This is a genomic window from Sporichthyaceae bacterium (assembly GCA_036269075.1).
GTDB lineage: Bacteria > Actinomycetota > Actinomycetes > Sporichthyales > Sporichthyaceae > DASQPJ01.
In genome coordinates, this window is record DATASX010000075.1 from 21,648 (window position 1) to 39,078 (window position 17,431).

13 protein-coding genes are annotated in these 17,431 nt (G+C 68.1%); 4 read left to right on the top strand and 9 right to left on the bottom strand.

The genetic code is table 11. The features are described 5' to 3' along the window. Nucleotides 1–7: 7 nt before the first annotated feature. The gene (locus tag VHU88_13070) at nucleotides 8–1,339 is read right to left on the bottom strand and encodes a hypothetical protein (protein ID HEX3612610.1); all 1,332 of its coding nucleotides are present in this window, start codon (nucleotides 1,337–1,339) and stop codon (nucleotides 8–10) included. 295 nt (nucleotides 1,340–1,634) lie between these two features. Between VHU88_13070 and VHU88_13075 the strand changes: the two genes are divergently transcribed. Beyond that, entirely contained in the window at nucleotides 1,635–1,985 is a 351-nt protein-coding gene (locus VHU88_13075) for a hypothetical protein (GenBank protein HEX3612611.1), read from the top strand. Nucleotides 1,986–2,038: 53 nt separating this feature from the next. On the opposite strand, the gene VHU88_13080 is transcribed toward VHU88_13075, so the two are convergent. Together VHU88_13080 and VHU88_13085 are read right to left on the bottom strand one after the other, a co-directional pair. Then, the gene (locus VHU88_13080) at nucleotides 2,039–3,544 is read right to left on the bottom strand and encodes a 4-hydroxyphenylacetate 3-hydroxylase N-terminal domain-containing protein (protein HEX3612612.1); all 1,506 of its coding nucleotides are present in this window, start codon (nucleotides 3,542–3,544) and stop codon (nucleotides 2,039–2,041) included. A 53-nt stretch (nucleotides 3,545–3,597) separates the two neighbouring features. Beyond that, nucleotides 3,598–4,386 carry an ABC transporter permease gene (locus VHU88_13085; GenBank protein HEX3612613.1) on the bottom strand — a complete coding sequence of 263 codons (789 nt, stop codon included), beginning with the start codon at nucleotides 4,384–4,386 and terminating at the stop codon, nucleotides 3,598–3,600. A gap of 140 nt (nucleotides 4,387–4,526) precedes the next feature. Here VHU88_13085 and VHU88_13090 point away from each other — a divergent pair, with 140 nt between their 5' ends. Together VHU88_13090 and VHU88_13095 are read left to right on the top strand one after the other, a co-directional pair. Continuing rightward, nucleotides 4,527–5,471 (top strand): sulfotransferase domain-containing protein, encoded by a 945-nt coding sequence (locus tag VHU88_13090; GenBank protein ID HEX3612614.1) that lies wholly within the window; start codon nucleotides 4,527–4,529, stop codon nucleotides 5,469–5,471. 392 nt (nucleotides 5,472–5,863) lie between these two features. Beyond that, nucleotides 5,864–6,892 carry a DoxX family membrane protein gene (locus VHU88_13095; GenBank protein ID HEX3612615.1) on the top strand — a complete coding sequence of 343 codons (1,029 nt, stop codon included), beginning with the start codon at nucleotides 5,864–5,866 and terminating at the stop codon, nucleotides 6,890–6,892. Between the two features lie 61 nt (nucleotides 6,893–6,953). On the opposite strand, the gene VHU88_13100 is transcribed toward VHU88_13095, so the two are convergent. The 6 genes from VHU88_13100 to VHU88_13125 all read right to left on the bottom strand — a co-directional run bounded on the left by VHU88_13100 (nucleotide 6,954) and on the right by VHU88_13125 (nucleotide 16,013). Further along, nucleotides 6,954–7,403, bottom strand: a complete 450-nt coding sequence (locus VHU88_13100) for a Rieske (2Fe-2S) protein (protein HEX3612616.1) — start codon at nucleotides 7,401–7,403, stop codon at nucleotides 6,954–6,956. Nucleotides 7,404–7,723: 320 nt separating this feature from the next. After that, nucleotides 7,724–9,445 carry a hypothetical protein gene (locus VHU88_13105; GenBank protein HEX3612617.1) on the bottom strand — a complete coding sequence of 574 codons (1,722 nt, stop codon included), beginning with the start codon at nucleotides 9,443–9,445 and terminating at the stop codon, nucleotides 7,724–7,726. Nucleotides 9,446–9,585: 140 nt separating this feature from the next. Then, complete coding sequence (locus tag VHU88_13110) at nucleotides 9,586–11,370, bottom strand: hypothetical protein (protein HEX3612618.1); 1,785 nt, start codon at nucleotides 11,368–11,370, stop codon at nucleotides 9,586–9,588. A 387-nt stretch (nucleotides 11,371–11,757) separates the two neighbouring features. Next, nucleotides 11,758–12,828, bottom strand: coding sequence for a glycine-rich protein (locus tag VHU88_13115; GenBank protein ID HEX3612619.1), 1,071 nt, complete (start codon nucleotides 12,826–12,828; stop codon nucleotides 11,758–11,760). 264 nt (nucleotides 12,829–13,092) lie between these two features. Continuing rightward, nucleotides 13,093–13,572 carry a (2Fe-2S)-binding protein gene (locus VHU88_13120; GenBank protein ID HEX3612620.1) on the bottom strand — a complete coding sequence of 160 codons (480 nt, stop codon included), beginning with the start codon at nucleotides 13,570–13,572 and terminating at the stop codon, nucleotides 13,093–13,095. Between the two features lie 29 nt (nucleotides 13,573–13,601). Further along, nucleotides 13,602–16,013, bottom strand: a complete 2,412-nt coding sequence (locus VHU88_13125) for a molybdopterin cofactor-binding domain-containing protein (GenBank protein HEX3612621.1) — start codon at nucleotides 16,011–16,013, stop codon at nucleotides 13,602–13,604. Between the two features lie 1,232 nt (nucleotides 16,014–17,245). Between VHU88_13125 and VHU88_13130 the strand changes: the two genes are divergently transcribed. Then, nucleotides 17,246–17,431: GPR1/FUN34/YaaH family transporter (locus tag VHU88_13130; GenBank protein ID HEX3612622.1), on the top strand; the 186-nt coding region annotated here is incomplete at its 3' end.

Here is a 17,431-nt window from a genome sequence, read left to right on the forward strand (position 1 = left end):
CGGCGGTTCAGCCGAGGGCGTTGAGCAGGTTGTTCAGCGCGGTCTTCTCATAGGTCCGATTCGGCTGCTTGGCGCGCAGTTCGTTGAGCACGACGTCGATCTTCCCGTCGAGCAGTTTCCACGTCGTCGGGTCCTTGGCCTGCAGCTTGGCCTGGGCGTGGTCCCAGGAAGTCTCCAGGTCCTTGATCCGGGTCACCGCGGCCGACTGCGCAGCGGCCTCGACCATCCCCAGGGCGTCCTGGGTGATCTGCTTGAACCCGGTCAGGTCGGTGGAGGAGAACTTGCCGACGCCCGCGCCGGCGGCCTGGTCCGACGCGCCTGCGCCACCGGATGCCGCGGCCTGCGCCGGCGGCGCCGCCGGGTCGGCGACCACCGGTTCGGCGACCGCGGGGGTCGTCGGGCCGTCGTCGGAGATAACCACGTGCGGCTGACGGGAGGTGTAGGTGAGCAGACCGGCGGTGGCCACGGCGACCATCGCGAGCCCCGCCACTGCGGCGCGTTGCCGATGCAACGCCACTACCGGCGTGGTCAGCAACGGCCAGACGGACCGCCCGTTCGACTCCGTGACGTCGGCCCGGCTGAAGCTCAGGTAGGCAACCGTCGCGCCGATGGCCGCCAGGAACACGAAACTGGTACCCGCGGTGCCCACACCCAGACCGTGCTCGGAGCGGGGCGAGGCGAAGAAGTCGCCCAGGTTCGCACCCAACGGCCGGGTCAGGATGTAGGCCAGCCAGAACGTCAGCACCGGGCCGGCTCCGGCCTTCCAACCGATGATCACCGCCGCGATCAGGGCGGCCGGCAGTAGCACCGAGGTGCCCGGGCCCCAACCGGTCAGCTCCACGGTCCAGTCGCCGGTGGCCGTGCCGAGGGCGAAGGTGACCAGTACCGCGAGCCAGTAGAAGCCTTCCCGGGCCGGGGTGTTGATCGAGTGGATCGACAGCGTGCGCTCGCGGGCGTACCAAATCGCGAAGACCACGGCCAGGCCCACAGCGAAGACCGCGGAACTGATCCGCAGCGCGACGTGCTCCTGATCGGTGAGGATGTCGGTGTAGAGCGTGCCGGCCACCGAGACCACCACGACAGTGAGCCAGTACACGAAGGGCACATAGCGGTCCAGCCGCAACTGCGCGACCCCGACGACGGCCAGCACACCGGTGAACAGGACCGCGGTCCCGATCAGCCCGAAGCCCAGTGAGCCGTTGATCCAGTCCGCGAAGGACTCCCCCACGGTCGTGCACAGGATCTTGATGATCCAGAACCAGACGGTGACCTCGGGGACCTTGTTCAGCATCACTCGGGCCGTCCCCCTGGGCCGCGAGCTGACTGTCATCTGCGTCATGCCCAGGACGATCCTGGGAAGATCGTGTGGGCAACATTTGTCCGGCGGCCACCCGCGACACCGAGACCGAACAGTGACCTTACGCCGCCCGCCTCGAATTCTGACTAGCCGTCAGAGCGGGCGTTCCGGCGTCCTCTCGGACCGGGAACGTCCCGGGTCGGAGCCGGCGAGAATGCCACCGCACGTACAAATCTTCCTCACATGAACGGTTCGGAAGGATCCGCCCGGCGCTGGTGATCAACTTCGTTCGGCCCGCGCCGCGATGAACCGTGCCGCCGGACCGGAGGTTCTTGAGGTGACGCAGGGTCAGTTCCCCGGACAGGCCGGGGTTTTCGATCCGACGGACAGCAGCCGTCGGCTGGTCGCATGCCTGCTGGGAAGACGTTGGTCCACCGGGTCCGACGGACTGATCGAGGTGACCGCGGTGGAGGTGATCCGCGACCGGTGGCCGATCGCGCTTCGGGTGACCGTGGAGAACGACGACTGGTCGCACCCGCGCAGGTTCGTGTTCAACCGATCCGAGCACCACACGATCAGCGGGATCGGCCCGGCTGCCAACGCCGAGGCGATGGCCGAGGAAGGCCTGGTTCTGCTCGAGTTGTACCTGCGGACCGGACTGGCCGCCGGCCTGGTGGAGATCGTCTGATACTGGCCCCGAGGCTGCGGCTGACCTACCGACCAGGAAGCTGAGCACTGCGATCAGATAGCGGCAGGTGGCAGGCAGCCGGTGCTGCAGCAGGCGCCGGGTTGGCGGCGGGTCGCGGGCCGGTCGCCGGCGATGCCGCGGTCGAGCAGGTTCGCGACGAGCGCGGTCTTCTCCGGGACCGGGTAGTTGCGCCAGATCTCGCGTTTCATCGCTTCCGGCGATCCGCCACCGTGCAAGGAGATCAACGAGTACCAGCCGCCTTGGTAGGACGCGGTGAGGTCCTCGATCAACCGGCCGACGGCAAGGCGCTGACTGCCGTCGACGTCCGAGCGTCCGCGCAGGACGAGGTCGAGCGCGGCTGCGGTGTCGGGGTTGTGATCCTCGTCCGGCCCGGGCAGCGCAACGACCATGCCGCCGGACACGTAGTGCGCGATGCGGTGCATGTCGTAGATCTGGTTGGCCAGCAACAGTTTTCCGATGTTGGCGAACACCCGGTCCGGGATCACGGTGCCGGTGGCATGGCGGGCCGAGTAGACCGACGCCGCGACGCCGCAGGCGTAGAAGCCCTCAACCATCGAGATCAGCGCGACCATCTGCTCGCGCAGGTGCGGGTGAGCGTCCGGGCTGAGCCCATTGGCTTCCATCATCAGCGCCCCGGCGCCGATGAGCAGGTCGCCGAAGCCCGCGCGGGCGCCGATGCACGTGTGCCGATGGTGCGTGGCGTAGGTGGTGGTGAGCATCCCGGCGTGTTCGACCTCACCGGCCAGGAAGACCCGGTCCCACGGGACGAAGACCTCGTCGAGGACGACCACGCCGGTGGATTGGCCGTAGCGGTTGGAGAAGGTCGCCGCGCGCTCCCCGGGTCGGCCGGCGGGCCGGGCGATGATCGTGATCCCCGGAGCGTCGACCGGGACCGCGCAGGCGACCGCGAAATCGGCCTCGTCCGCGAGCATCGTCCGGCAGGGCAGCACCAGTAACTCGTGCACGTAGGGCGCCGAGGTCACGATGGCCTTGGTCCCGCGCAGCACGATGCCGTCCGGTCGGCGTTCGGCGATGTGCACGTAGACGTCTGGGTTGCTCTGAGCGCCAGGCCGCAGCGAGCGGTCGCCCTTCGCGTCGGTCATGGCTATCGCGCAGGTCAGGTCCTCGCGCTGCACCTTGGCCAGATAGGCGCGCAGCCGGCCGTGGTACTCGGTGCCGAACTCGCTGTCGGCGTCCGCGGTCGCCTGGAACAGGGCGGTCAGGCCGTCGTGGGTCAGGTAGCGCTGCGCGCAACCGGACTCCTGGCAGACCAGACGCACCGCCTCCAACTTGGCCAGCAGGTCGTCGTTGGACGAGTCGATCGCGACCATCCGGTTCACGAGTCCACCGTCGAGGCCGGTCGCGGTCATGATCGGCGCGTGCCGCGGGTCGAGCGCGAGATCGTAGTTGACGCCGATCGCGTTGATCCCCGGCTCGAAGACCGCGGCGTCGGCCACCGAGTCGATCTTCATCCCGTTCACGTAGACGCGGGGCGCATAGGCTCGCAACGATTCCCGGTACTCCGCCGAGGTGAGCATCCGCAACCTCCTGAACCCGGTCCGAGTTCGAACTTATCGCGGCGGTGACGCTCCTACCGACTGGTGCGGCGGCGGTAGAGCAGGCCGGCGAGCGGGATGCAGACGCCGAGCAGGATCGCGACCCAGAGCAGGGTCGCGTCGATCGGATGGCGCGTCGGCCAGTCGAGGTGGGTGGGTGTCGGGCCCCTGTTGCCGAGCAGGTCGCGCAGCGCCGAGGTGGTGGTGCTCACCGGACTCCAGTTCGCGACCGGGCGCATCCAACTCGGCATTCCGTCGGTGGGCACGAGCGCGTTGGAGACCAGGGCCGTCGGGAAGAACAGCACCAGGCCGATGCCCTGCGTCGACTCCGGGCCTGCGGAGGCGATTCCCAGGCAGGCGGAGAACCAAGAAAGTGCATAGGCGTAAAGCAACGCGATGGCGAACCCGGCGATCACCGATCGGACGCTCGCGTGCGGGCGCCACCCGACGATCAATCCGGTCACAGCCACCACGACCACGCAGATCGCGCTGGAGACGAGATCGGACAGCGTCCTGGCGAGCAGGACGGATCCCTGCCACATCGGCAGCGTCCGGAATCTGGCCACCGCGCCGCTGGACAGGTCGACGCTCAGCCCGACGGCGGTCGTGATGGCCGCGGTGGTGAGGTTGAGCAGCATCAGGCCCGGGATCGAGTAGGAGTGGTAACTCTCGCCCGGGATGCCTACGCCGGAACCGAGGACGTAGACGAACAACAGCGTGAAGAAGACCGGCAGGAACGTGACGTCCGACAGCGACAGCGGTTGTCGCACGGTGTGGAGCAGGTTCCGTCGGAACAGCGCGTAGACCTGGCGCGCCGGGTTCACGCGACGCGCTCGAGCAGCGCCGCCAGGGCGGGGGTCCTGACGTAACCTTCGGTCAGACCCGGCGCCTCGATCATGGGCTCTCACCATACCTGCGGCGAGTTCGACCTGTTGCTTTCTGCTTCCCCGATTGGATCAAGGTCATGACCGACGACCTCGCGCAGGGGGACCGGAAGCTCGTGCGGTATCGAAGCCTGTTCATGGACAGCGACCGCTGGTCCGGTTTCGAGTTCCGCCCGGGCGACATCGTCATCAGCACCCCGCCCAAGGCCGGGACGACGTGGATGCAGACGATCTGTGCGTTGCTGATCCTGCAGAACCCCGAGCCCCCGGCCCCGGACGCCATCTCACCGTGGCTGGACTCGCCGCTGCGTCCGGTCGGCGAGGTCTTCGCGCAGCTGGCCGCGCAGACCCACCGTCGGTTCATCAAGACCCACACGCCGTTGGACGGCCTGCCGTGGGACGACCGGGTGACCTACCTGTGTGTCGCCCGCGATCCGCGCGACCTGGCCCTGTCCTGGGACAACCACCTGTTCAACACCAACTACAAGGCGTTCTTCGCGGCTCGGGAACGCGCGGTCGGGACGGCCGACCTGGCCGAGCTGAAGACGCACGGCGGCCGCCCGTCCTTCTCGGCGCGCAAGCGCTTCTGGGGCTTCATGGACGGGCCGTACGACCCGGACAACCTGGATCCGAACCTCGCGTTCGCCGTCCACCACATCGCCACCTTCTGGTCCGTGCGCGAACGCCCGAACGTCGTGATGGCGCACTACCGCGAGCTCAAGGCCGACCTGGCCGGCCAGATGCGGCGGATTGCCGGGCGGCTGGGCATCGAGGTGCCCGAGGAGTCGTGGCCGGACCTCGTGGAGTCCGCGACGTTCGAGAAGATGAAGTCGCGCGCGCGGTCGCATGCCCCGGAGTCGACCAACTCGCTGTGGCGCAACAACGACAAGTTCTTCAACCGGGGCACCTCCGGGCAGTGGCGCCGCGTGGTGCGGAAGGACGACAACGCGCGCTACGCGGCCCGGGTGGCCGAACTCGCCCAAGTGGACCTGCTCGCGTGGTTGCACGACGAGCCTCCGCGCTGAACGCGGGCCTGGACCGCTGCCGGGCCGGGCGGCCCGCCCGGCAGAGCCGGGGCGACCGCGTTCGGGGTCGTCGTGACCCGCGGGCCGAAGCAGTGGACGACCACGGTGCGTAGGTCCGGGATCACACGCCGAATCTTGCGCCCCCCGTAGTCGCGACGCTGGTTGATGACGCCGCCAACTGTCAAGTCGGTGCTCGTCAATGTGAACCGGCCACAAATCTTGCGCCCGCCGTGGTCGCCAGTCGGGGTGCAGACGCCCCGCTCGCCCGCTCCTCGCATAACCGACCGCACTGAACTACCGCCACGTTGACAACGCCGCGACCTCGATGTCACGGTTCGTCGGTGGCGAGTACTCCGAACAATTCCAAGTTCAATTTGTCCAATCTCCGAGCGTTGCCCGGGCTGCTGGAATCGCGGCCCGGGTTAGCGCTGTTGCCCCTGCGCGCGTTCCTGGGCGGGACGTTCATTTACGCGGGTCTGCAGAAGTTGCACGACCCGGGTTATTTCGACACGACCAACCCCGGCTCGGTCGTTGGCCAGATGGAGACGCTGAAGAACACCAGCCCGATCTCGTGGCTGTTGCGCATTTCACTGCACGCCCCGACCTTGGTCGGTTTGTTGATCGCACTCGGCGAACTCGCCGTGGGTCTCGCCATCGCAGTCGGCTTCTTGACCAGGGTCGCCGCGATCGGCGGGATGATCCTGTCGGCCTCGTTCTGGCTGACGGTCAGCTGGGACACCCATCCGTACTTCTTCGGCCCCGACCTGCCGTACATGTTCGGCTTCACCGTGCTGCTCGGGCTCGGTTCCGGTGGCGTCCTCAGCCTGGACGCCTGGCTGAAGGAACGCGCGGTACGCGCGGCGCAGGCAGATCCGGCGGTCGCCGGCGAGCCGGTGGGGTCACCGGCATTGGTTGCGTTTACGCAACGTCGGGTGCTGATCAGTTGGGCCGGAGCGGCCGGCGCGATCGCCGTGTTCGGCGGGCTCCTCGCCGGGCTGATGAGGTTGATCCGTCCAGACGCCGACACCGCGGAGGCTGCATCGGCCGAACCGTCAGCCGCTACGCCCGCCGCCGGCGCCACCCCGGCAGCCGGGGCAGCGGGGGCGCCGAAGGGCGCGCTCATTGCGGCGGTCGCCGACGTCCCGGTCGGGAAGGGCAAGCGGTTCACGCCTGCGAATCCGGCCAACGGACGTACGGCCTGGCTGGTGCAAACCGTGCCGGGCACCTTCAAGGCGTTCGACGCCATCTGCACCCACGCCGGTTGCCCGGTCCTTCTCCCCGCGGGCGCCACCCAGTTCAAGTGCCCGTGTCACGGCGCCACGTTCGACGCCAAGACCGGCGCCGTCACGAAGGGTCCGGCGAAGAAGCCGCTGCCGCCGATTCCGGTCACCGTGGTGAACGGGCAGATCTACGCGGAGTGAGAGCATATAGCAAATGCGAGGCCACTGATACCAGTGGCCTCGCATTTTGTGGCAGTTGCGGCTACTTGGCCTTGAAGATCTGGCCGTTCTGAACCACGATCTTCTTCTTCGGCAGCGGTTTGATGTTCTTCGGGGGCGAGGTGGGGCCCTTGATCACCTTTCCGTTGTCGGCGGAGAAGACGGCGTTGTGGCAGGTGCAGATCATCTGGTTGTTCTTGAACTCATTGACTGGGCAGCCCTGGTGGGTGCAAGTGGAGTCGAAGCCGTTGAACTTCCCGGCCTTGGGCTGGGTGACGACGACCCCGGCGTCCTCGTAGAGCTTCCCGCCGCCGACCGGGACGTCCGAGGTCGGGCCGAGCGCCTTGCCGTCGGGCTTGGGCTTGCCGGTCGGGTTGAGCAGCGGGACGCCTGCAGCACCGGCGACCCCGACTAGGCCCACGCCGCGGAGCAACGTACGGCGGTTGAGCTCGGTCTGGTCTGCCATCTCGGGCATCTCGGGAGAATTGGGCATCTCGGGCATGTCCTTCCACTTGCAGTCGGATGGCGGAGCTTGCCGCAGCGTCGTTACCAGCGTGCGGTCTGCCGGACGTGCCGCGTCGGGCCCATAGGCGGAAACCGCTCGGGCTACCGTCGCCGGACTACCCCGACAGACCTCACCGAACCCGGCATGTACACGGGGCGCCGGGCCCGGCCCTCACAGGACCAGCGATACATGGTGATATTCGCTGCAATTGTTGCGGAGCGCAATAGCGCTTCTTGCAACATTCTAGTTTGCATCGGTTCGTAAGACTTGGTTTCCATTCCTGCACTTCGGGTGCTCGCGCCGAACGGTCATCGCGGGTCGGGCAGCGGTTTGCTGACCGCGACGAGCGGACCCCGGCCCAGCCAGGTCACGCCGGTTTCGCCGGAGCCGTGGCCGGACGCCCCCAGGATCTGGAACGCGCCGGCGGCCGCGTAGAGCACAAGTGGCGCCGGTGGCAGCGCCCGGCCGGACGCGGCAAGGTAGGCGTAGAACCCGGTCGCCGAGGCGCCCTGCTGCGGGCCGATCTGGCGCAGCGCCGACACGTAGGACTGGGCCGGTGGGCCTGCCGGATCGAACGGCAGCACGGCCAACGGGGCGCCGCCGGCCGCCGCCACCAGCGGGGAGTCCAGCAGCCAGGGCGCCAGGTACGTCCCGTACGTCGGCGCCTGCGCGGTGCTGAACCTCCCCAGCGTCGTCCCGGAGACCTGCCAACCCGCGACGGCCAGCACAGCCTGGGGCTTCTGCCCGGCGAGCGCGGCGGGTTCGCCCACGGTGATCCCTGCGGTGCGCGCGGCGGCGCGGACCTCGCGCTCGGCGGCGACCCCGCGCGGCGAGGCGTCGGCGATCAGCGTCAACTGATTGACCCCGCGGGTGCCCAGATAGGCGACTACAGCACGTAATGCCGCCGCGTCGGCGAGAACAAGGGACTGCGCGGGGCAGGGCGCCAGTGGCCCTCTGGAGCCGCCCAGAAGCGCGCCGAGCGCCGCGGCGACGCATTCCGCGCCGTCGGGTCCGGACAGCACCTCCTGCGCCGCTCCGGCGCCGGTGTCGACGACCTGGACCGCCACCTGTCGCCCCTGATGCAGCGTCAGCAACGAACGTCCGGCCGGCAGTCGGATCTGCGCCCACAAGCCTTGGGTGCCCGGCAGAGGCTGGGCCTGGTAGCGATGACCGTTCACGTCCACGTAGGTGGACCGGTCGGTCATCAGGTGCACCAGGTTGACGCCGGGGCGTTGCGGCGCGACGATCAGCCCCGTGATCGCCTCGCCGAGGTCGAGCACACGGGCCAGTGGAACGCCGGTGGCCGGCGGTGGACCCGGCGCGGGCAGGCTGGTCAGCACCGCGCCGACCACGAGCGCGAAGGACAGGACGCCCAGTTCCAGGCCGGCCGGCAGCCGGCCGCCCCCGCCCCCGCCCCCGTGCCCGGCACGGCGCGCGCGCAGTAGGGCCCGCGCTCCGAGGCCGAGGGTCGCCGCGGCGAGCAGCAGCCCGGCCTTGAGGACGACGACTGTGCCGAAGGTAGTGACCGTGATGCCGTGCAGGGTGACGTTGTCGTTGTGCGCCGCCAGCACACCGGTGCCGGCTGCCACGACTGCGGCGCCGACCGCCACGGGTCCGACGCGGCGCACCACAGCGGTCCGACTGCTCGGCTCGGCGGTGGCCGAGGCCAGTGCGGCCCCCGTCCAGATCGCGACCACGGCGACGTGCGCGAGCAGCAGGACGGCGGTGCCGGTCGAGGCTCGCCGGGTGTCCCAGGACAGCCACCCCACGAGCAATCCGCCGGCCGGGACACCGAGCAACGCCGGCCCGAACCGCGCCGCGGCCGCCGCGAGGGCCAACAACGGGACCAGCAGCAGGTACCGGGCGACGGCCAAATCGCCGATCGCCCCGATGACGGCGGCCAGCGCACCGGCGCCCGCGACAGCCAGGATCACTCGCCGGGCACGGTCGGTGGGGCCCCCGGCCAACGGACGGATCAGCGCGACACCGGCCAGCAGGGCAGCAGCGGCCAACGCCACCGCGCGGGCCACCGAGTCCGCGCCGGACAGCTCTGCCGAAGTTTCAGCGCCGTGCGCCGAAGCGGGCGCCGCCGCCGTGATCTGACCGACCGTCAGAATCAGGGCAGCGGCACAACCACGCAGGACGCGGCGGGCTCGGTTCGCGGAGGGTCCTACTTGACGTCCTCGTCCGCGATCGCGAAGACCTCGGAGTGCGGCATCGCGTCGCCGAAGCCGCCGTGCGGCCAGTTCAGGCGATTGAAGTCCACGCACGGCTGCCCGGTGTGCTCGTCGACGAAGTTCGGGTCGACGGAGAGCTTGCCCTGCTTGCTGATGTCCAGGATGCACAGCTCGTGGTTGCCGTCGACGTTGGTACGGGCCACGAAGTAGTCGTTGAACGCGATCCGGCTCAAGTGGCTGGTCTCGTGGTAGTACCCGTCGCTGCCGACCTCGTAGTTGTCCATCGCACCCCAGTGCGGGCCGCCGGAGGTGTTGTCGACCATGTGGTAGCTGTCCGACTGCGTCGGGCACTCCGACTGCGAACCGCCGTGGGTGGCCTCGTAAAGGGTGGTGATCTCGCAGGTGGTGTTGTTGCCTGCCGCAAGCAGTTTGCTGATGTCGAGCATGAACACCTGCTTGGGAACGTCGCTGCCGGTGAGGCTGATCGAGCCCGGGCCGCGGCCGATCACCGCGTTGAACAAGTAGTGGTCGTCCGGGCTGATCTGGATCCAGCTGGATCCGGAGCAACCGTCGCCCCGGGACAGCCCCGGGTAGTGGAAGGCCGAGAACGCCGTGACGTCCCAGACCTCGCGGAAGACCGGGACCGGGGCGGTGATGTCCGGCGAGTAGTAGATGGCGCCGCCACACATCGCCGAGACGAACACGCCCTTGTGCTCGGGCTGATTGGTGATGCCGATCTCCATGGTGCCGCGCGGTTCCTCGAACGAGGGCACGGATTCGCGTCGGGGGCCGTCGGGCATGTGCGAGATCGACACCAACTGCGCGTTGTCCCGGTTGGTGATGTCGAAGACCCGGACTGTGTCGCGCAACAGGTACGGGTCCGGCTCGCGGACCGGGTCGAGCACGATGTTGCGGGGTTCGACGAAGTCCGAGGTGACCATGCGGTTGAGGTCCTCGCGCACCTGGACGCCGTGCGGGTTCGCGCAGGTGGGCATCGGCAGCGCGGGGTAGTCGGGGCAGAGCCCCTCGGGGTGGTCCGCGGACGCCGGTACTTCGGAGAGGGTTTTCCCGGTCTGGTTCAAATGCACGATGCTGCCCGGCGAACCGCCGAAGCCGTTGCTCACCCGAACGGCACCGTTGGTGTACTTGCAGGGCCCGGGGACGTCGGCTCCGCCCATGTAGGTGCCGTACGCGGTGCCGTCCTTCAGCGTGAAGTAGGCATCCGGGATCGAACCGCACGGAGTGTCCATGGGCATGTTGACGCCGGTGAGCTTGATCGCAGGCAGCGACTTGACGCTGAAGACGTAGGTGAGATCGCTGTACAGACCGCCCGCGTAGATCGCGTCGCCCTTGTGCCACATGTACTGCATGTGATGTGGCTCGTTCGACCGCACTGGGTCGACGGTCACGGTGTTGACGACCCGGCCCTCGGTCGGGGAACCGTTGGTCGCGTCGACGATCGCCAGGAAGTCAGGCCCGGGCGCCAGGTCCTTGACCCTCTTCTCCGTGGTCTGTGGATCCACGCTGGGATTGAATTGGGCGAGGTCCGCGGACGTGATGTCGCTGGCGTTCTTGTCGCCTGCCCACACAACGAGATACTCGTGCCGAATTCGGCCGTCCGAGGTGACGATCTTCCTCGCGGACGGGTTGGTGCCGTTCAGCGCCGACTTGATCAGGTTGCGTTTGGCCTGCAGGGCCGCGGGGCTGTCCTGGACCAGGTGATTGGTCGCGGTGAACACCTCGCCGTTGCTGGCCTTGAACGTCGAGACAGAGGTCAACACATGCTCGGCTGGTTTGCCGGACGACGGCCTGAACCCTGCGAGGCCCGCGAGCATCAGCAGGGCGGTCGAAGCAAGTGCGACCGATCGCCAATGGGACCGCGAATGCCGGTGGCTGCGCACCGACGACAGCCGTCCGGTGGATGTCGACCACGGTGTCATATTTCCGCACGGTATCAGGGGTTTCTCAGCTAGTCGAGGCCCTCAAACGGGGTGCAACCGTGGGTGGTGGCGACGATCCGGAAACGTGCTGCCCGTAAGGGTTTCCGGTCGCTACCGCAGGGGTCAGAGGACTTCGTTCGGCCCTGACTTTGGGAAAGTCGATACCTCCAAGTTCATCGCGGCCTCGGCGTATTCATCAGAAGGATGAAAAATTGATGATCGCGATCAATGGCGCTCGTTGGCGGTTGCGGCCGAGGCTCCGGCCGGGGCGCCCTTCGGTCCGGATCGACCGTGCCCGCCGACCGGGAGACCGTAGGAGATGGCCACCATTCCGTTGCCGTTGGCAGAGCCCTTGCCCATCAACAACGTGGCCGATCCCAGCCGCGCGACGGTAGGAGCCAGGGGCGACGTCGCGACGAACCCGCTGCCGCCGCCACCGCCACCACCGAGGGTCGCGCCCGCCGAGCCGCCGCTGCCGCCGGCATACCCGCCGCCGCCACCGCCGGCGCCCACCGCGCCGCCGGACCAGGTGCCGGAGTGCTTGATCGAGTTGGAGGTGCCGTAGCCGCCCTCGCCGCCGCCGCCGCCCCAGTTCGCGTCGTACCCGCTGTGGCCGTCCAGGCCGGTGACACGGTCCAGTCCGGCCCCGCCGGACTCCCCGCACGCGCCGATGCCGCCGTGCCCGAAGAAGTCGCCGCTACCGTTCTCGCCCCGGTCGCCGCCGCCGGCGCCACCTCGGGCCGACTCCACCACACCGGAGTTCATGGCACCGCCGGCGCCGCCGCCGCCGCCGGCCGCCAGGATGCGCGACTCCGGGTCGATTCCGTTCAGTCGCACGCTCGAAGCACCGCCGCCGCCACCACCGCCGGGGGCTCCGGCGCCGCCCTTGCCACCTCCGTTGAGCCCGGCGGCTCCGGGCTTCATGCCGTTCGCGTCCTGGCCGCGCCCGCCGACCAGAATCCGCAACACGTCACCGGGGACGACCGGGAAGTCGGCCGCGACCAAGCCCCCCATCCCACCCCGGGGGGCAGTCCGCTGGGTGTTTATCGCGCCGCCGTTGCCACCTGCCGCGCCACGGGCGTCGATGTGCACATCGGTCACCCCGGCCGGCACGCGAAGCACGTAATTGGTGACTGTGGGGTCGTCGTAGACGCAGGTGACCGACCCGAGGGCGGTGGCGGAACCGCAGTTGCCCCTGGCCTCCGCGGCTGCCGCCGGAAGCGCTGTCGCGGCCAGCACGAACGCGACGCTTGCGCCGGCGGCCGTCAGCTTGGCCGCAGCCGGTGCGGTGCGCACTCTCGCCGTGGGCTGCGGGTCGCAACCAGGATTCCTCGACATTGCCACTGCCCTTCCTAAGCTCTGGGCCGAGCAGTCGCCAGGGTCGCACTGCTCGCTACCCCTGCAGAAGCTAGGGCAAACGAGCCGAGCATCGACGACACGGTGCTCTCATGAAGGCTAGCTGAACATACCCGGCAAAACGAGCCATGAACGGGGCGAGGGCCCGACCGGTTGTCCCGGTCGGGCCCTCGTGGTTCCCGGCTCAGCTATATCCGAGCACCATTACATGTTCTTCGCGGCATCCTTGATGGCGGTTCGGATACGCGGATAGGTGTTGCACCGGCACACGTTGCGGAGGGTGTCGATGTCCGCGTCGGTGATCTTCCGGTGCTCCTTCTTGACGTCGTTGATCAACGACGTCGCCGCCATGATCTGGCCGGGCTGGCAGTACCCGCACTGCGGGACCGAGTGCTTCACCCAGGCCTCCTGGACCGGGTGCAGGTCCTTGCCCTTTGCGGTCTCGGCCAGGCCCTCGATCGTGGTGATGTGATCGGTGGGCTTGATGTACTTGATCGAGACCGAGCACGGCGTGAAGGCCTTGCCGTTGATGTGCGACGTGCAGGCCTTGCACTGGTCGATACCGCAGCCGTACTTCGGACCGCGGACCTTAAGGATGTCGCGCAGAACCCAGAGCAGGCGCACGTCGTCCTCGACGTCGACGGTGACCTTCTTGCCGTTCAGGATGAACGAATGCTGAGACATCAAGAATCTCCTTTCCTGTCTGGGAAGTGTTAGTGAGGAAGAATGCGGGTCGGGCTCTGCGGCATCGATGGTGTCTTGGGAATAGTCGCGGCCGGCATTCGCGGGTCCCCGTAGAAGACTGGCAACGAGGTGACCTTCTTGCCGAGCACCTTCTGCAGAGCGATGGCGGCGGCGGCGTAGCCGGCACCGTTACCGGTCTCGCCGGTGCCGCTGGGCACCAGGCTGCCATCGTCGATGACGATGAAGTCGTACTCGAGCGGGCAGTCCCAGTGGCGGGTCCAGCCGTAGTCGTCCCAGCCGCCCTGGAGCGGAAGACCGTCCTGCCAGTCCGCCACCTCGGCGTACGCCGCGGCGATACCGTCCATCATGCCGCCCATGAACTGGGCCTTGCACTGGTCCGGGTTCATCGGGATGCCCATGGCGCCGGCGAAGATCGCCTTGGTGACCCGCGGGCCGATGCCGCCGTTGGCCTCGTGGGCCTTGACCGCAGCCGGACGGTTGTCGACCTCCATCAGGCAGGCGAGTTGGCACTTGTACTCGCCGTGGATGGCGATCGCCTGCGCGGTGCCGGCCGGCATTGTGCGACCCCAGTCGCCGCGCTTGGCAACCGCGTCGAGCGCGGCGACCATGCTCGGGTTCTTGGCGAAGGTCCGCCGGAACTGGTAGCCGTCCATCCCGAAGCCCGTGGCGAGATCCTCGACGAGGAGCTCACGGGCAACTGCGACGTCCGGGGAGTACACGTTACGAACCGGCCCAGTGGGCAGGAAGTCGTATTCGAACACCTCGGTCAGCGCGCTGCGGGTGGGCCCGAAGTTGTAGGGCACCGAGGTGACGATCTGGTAGAACCAGTCGGTCACCGAGGTGTTGCCCCAGTAGTGGCTCGGGTCCTTCTTCATCAGGCGGCCGGAGATGACGTCGCCGGCGCTGTGGGTGAAGTCGCAGCAGCCCGAAGCGTGCCACTGGGTGTAGCTGGTGACGCTGTTGCCGGCCTTCGTCGCCCGCACGTGGGAGATCGAGCCGGGGTGCTGGCGACCGAACCGGAGCTGGTCGGTGCGGTGCCACATCAGACGCACCGGCTTGCCGAAAGCCTTCGACGCCCGCGCGGCTTCCATGATCCGGTCGCCGTGCAGCAGGGTTCCGAACGAACCGCCGCCGTAGATCACGTTGAGGATGACCTTGTCGAGCGGCAGGCCGAGTTCCTCTGCCACCATCGCGAGCGGGGTGCCCGGGATCTTCGATCCCGCCCAGATCTCCGCCTGGTCCGGCTTGACGTCCGCGACCGCGCTGTTGGGCTCGAGCGGCCCCGAGGTCCGGTAGTGGAACTTGTAACTGTTCTCGAAGACCTCTGATCCCGGCGGGGCCGGCTCCATCGGCAGTGCGACCGATGCGATCTTCTCGAAGATCTGGTCGGTGTTGATCCCGCCGGTGCTGCCGACGGCCCAGTCGACGTCGAGCGCACGGACGGCGTCGATGCACTGGCCGAACGTGTTCGCCCGCACCGCCACAACCTGGGACCGGTGGGTGCCGTTCATGACCGCGACGTCGGTGACGCCCGGCATGTTCTTCACGGCGTCCATGTTGTTGACCTTGTTCACGGTGCCGTTGAAGTGCGGCGGCCGTGCACACATCGTCGGAAGGGCACCCGGGATGTCGAGGTCCATCGCGAACTGCTTGGTCCCGGTGACGATCGCGTGGATGTCCTTACGGGGAACGGACTTGCCGATCACGCCTCGCTTGGGCGGGCCGATCGCGGCGTTGAGCATCGTGCCGACGAACTCGTTCTGCGCGGAGGCAGCGATCGAGCCGGCGTCGGCGTAGCTCATCTTCTTCCCACGCGGGCCGAGCACGTAGCCGTCGCGGGTCCGCAGCTTGCTGGGCGAGATGTCCCAGGTCTTCGCGGCCGCGCCGATCAGCTTCTGGCGGATCAGCTCGCTCAGTTCACGCAGCGGCTCCCACAGCGAATAGGTCGAGGAGGACCCACCGGTCAGCTGGGCGTCGAACATGTCGACGCGGGCCTTCGACTGGGTGACGTCGACCTGGTCGTACGACATCTCCAGCTGGTCGGAGATGATTTGCGCGACGCCGCCCTCGACGCCCTGACCGACCTCGTTACGAGGCATGTCGAAGTGAATGCGGCCCTGCGGGGTGACCTCAAGGGTGAGCAGCGGGGTTACGGCCCGGGTCTGCTCTCGCATGAAGTCCATGAAGTCGTAGTTGTCGGACGGCATGTCGTTGCTCGGGATCGGCGAGGCGCCACCGCCCCCTTCCACGGGCAGCTTGTCAGCCGCCGCCGCTTGCTCGGGGTCGGCCACATAGCGGCCGGCGACGATCAGCGTGGAGCCCGCAAGCACGTAGCCGACGAAGCGCCGACGGCCGATTTCACGGCCGCGGTAACCGGTAGCACCGGGCTCGTCGGTGTGCACAAAGGGCGGGTGCGACATGAGCGCGCTTCCGGCCTCGGCGGTCTCGGCCGGGAGGGGCAGAGCGAAGTTGGATTCTGATCCGAGTTGGGGGGGCATGAAGGTTTCCCCTTCGTGACGGATGTCTAAAAAACACCGGGGTCGTCGGACGTGAACCGCCGCGAACCCTCTCGGGCCCGGTTGCGCGCCGACGTGGACATGGACCTATCAGGTGGCTGCCTGTGAAGCAGCGAGGTCGTACGTGGAGCCGTTGTGTCGGGTTCGACCGTATCGCTCTTGGCCTGCGTCGACGGCGCTCGGTACCACGCCTGCTCCGCCTGCCGGATCACGACCTGATCATCACCTTGCTACGAGGGACTACGTAGGACACCCGCTCAGGGCGGCCGTTCCTGAACGTTAGATGAGATCAAACGCACATTGCAATCATTAACATTGCGGAAATCGCTCAACGGCGGGCTTGTCGCCAAACGGTTGATAACGGACGCTTCGGACATCACGCGAATGCGTTTTTATCGGAGCGTCATCGGTGGAGTATCTGCCTAGGTGTGGGACCCTGTGTGCCCCGCAACTGCGAGATACGGTACCAAAAGGGTGGTCTGCATCCACCGGACCGGGGGGTGCGGTTCGACGGCCGCTCCCCGGGCTCCTTCTCTCAGGATCGGCGCCTCCGGGGAACTTGTCCAGGTCCGGCGAGCAGTCGTCGGCGGCCCTCGACCGAGACCGCTTCGCCGACCGGTGAGCAGCCGCCCCGGCGGTTCTGGGACGGTCCCGGGAGTGACGTGCCGTCGCTGCCGTGCAGCGCGACCGACTGCAGGCCGGCGGGTATGGGACGGCCGCCGGGACCGCCATGGGGAAGGCTGCGCGGGCGCCGCCGGAAAGTCGGCGTTCACATCCGCGAAGGTTCCGACGGGGCCGGGTGGGGGACTACCGTCGGACTTACGATCAGCGGCGCGCGGCGGCCGGTCGTCACCCGGATTCGACCGGTCGGCGCAGGATTCGGCCGAGCATCGATTGTCGGTCTCGGATCTCGAATCGCTCCGGCAATTGCCATATGGTGACTGCCGCGCTCCGTGACTGGAATTCCCGAAGCCCCTTCGTGACGCGACACTTCCCGTTGTCGGTCCGGGTTTCGGTTTAGATCCTCTAGAGGAGTAATCGTGACGCAGACCGATGAAATGGGACGCGGGGCGCATGCCGCCTCGGGAGATTCAGAGAATGACGCCCCGGCCGCCCCCCAGGCGCAGCCGCAAACCATGAGCCTGCCGCTGGCTGCCGATCCCGGCCCGTTGGGCCTGGCGGCCTTCGCGCTGACGACGTTCCTGCTGTCGGCAAAGAACGCCACCTGGACCCACGGCACCGACGCCTGGCTGGGCTTCGCGTTCGCGTACGGCGGCCTGACCCAGCTGCTGGCCGGCATGTGGGAGTTCCGCAACCGCAAC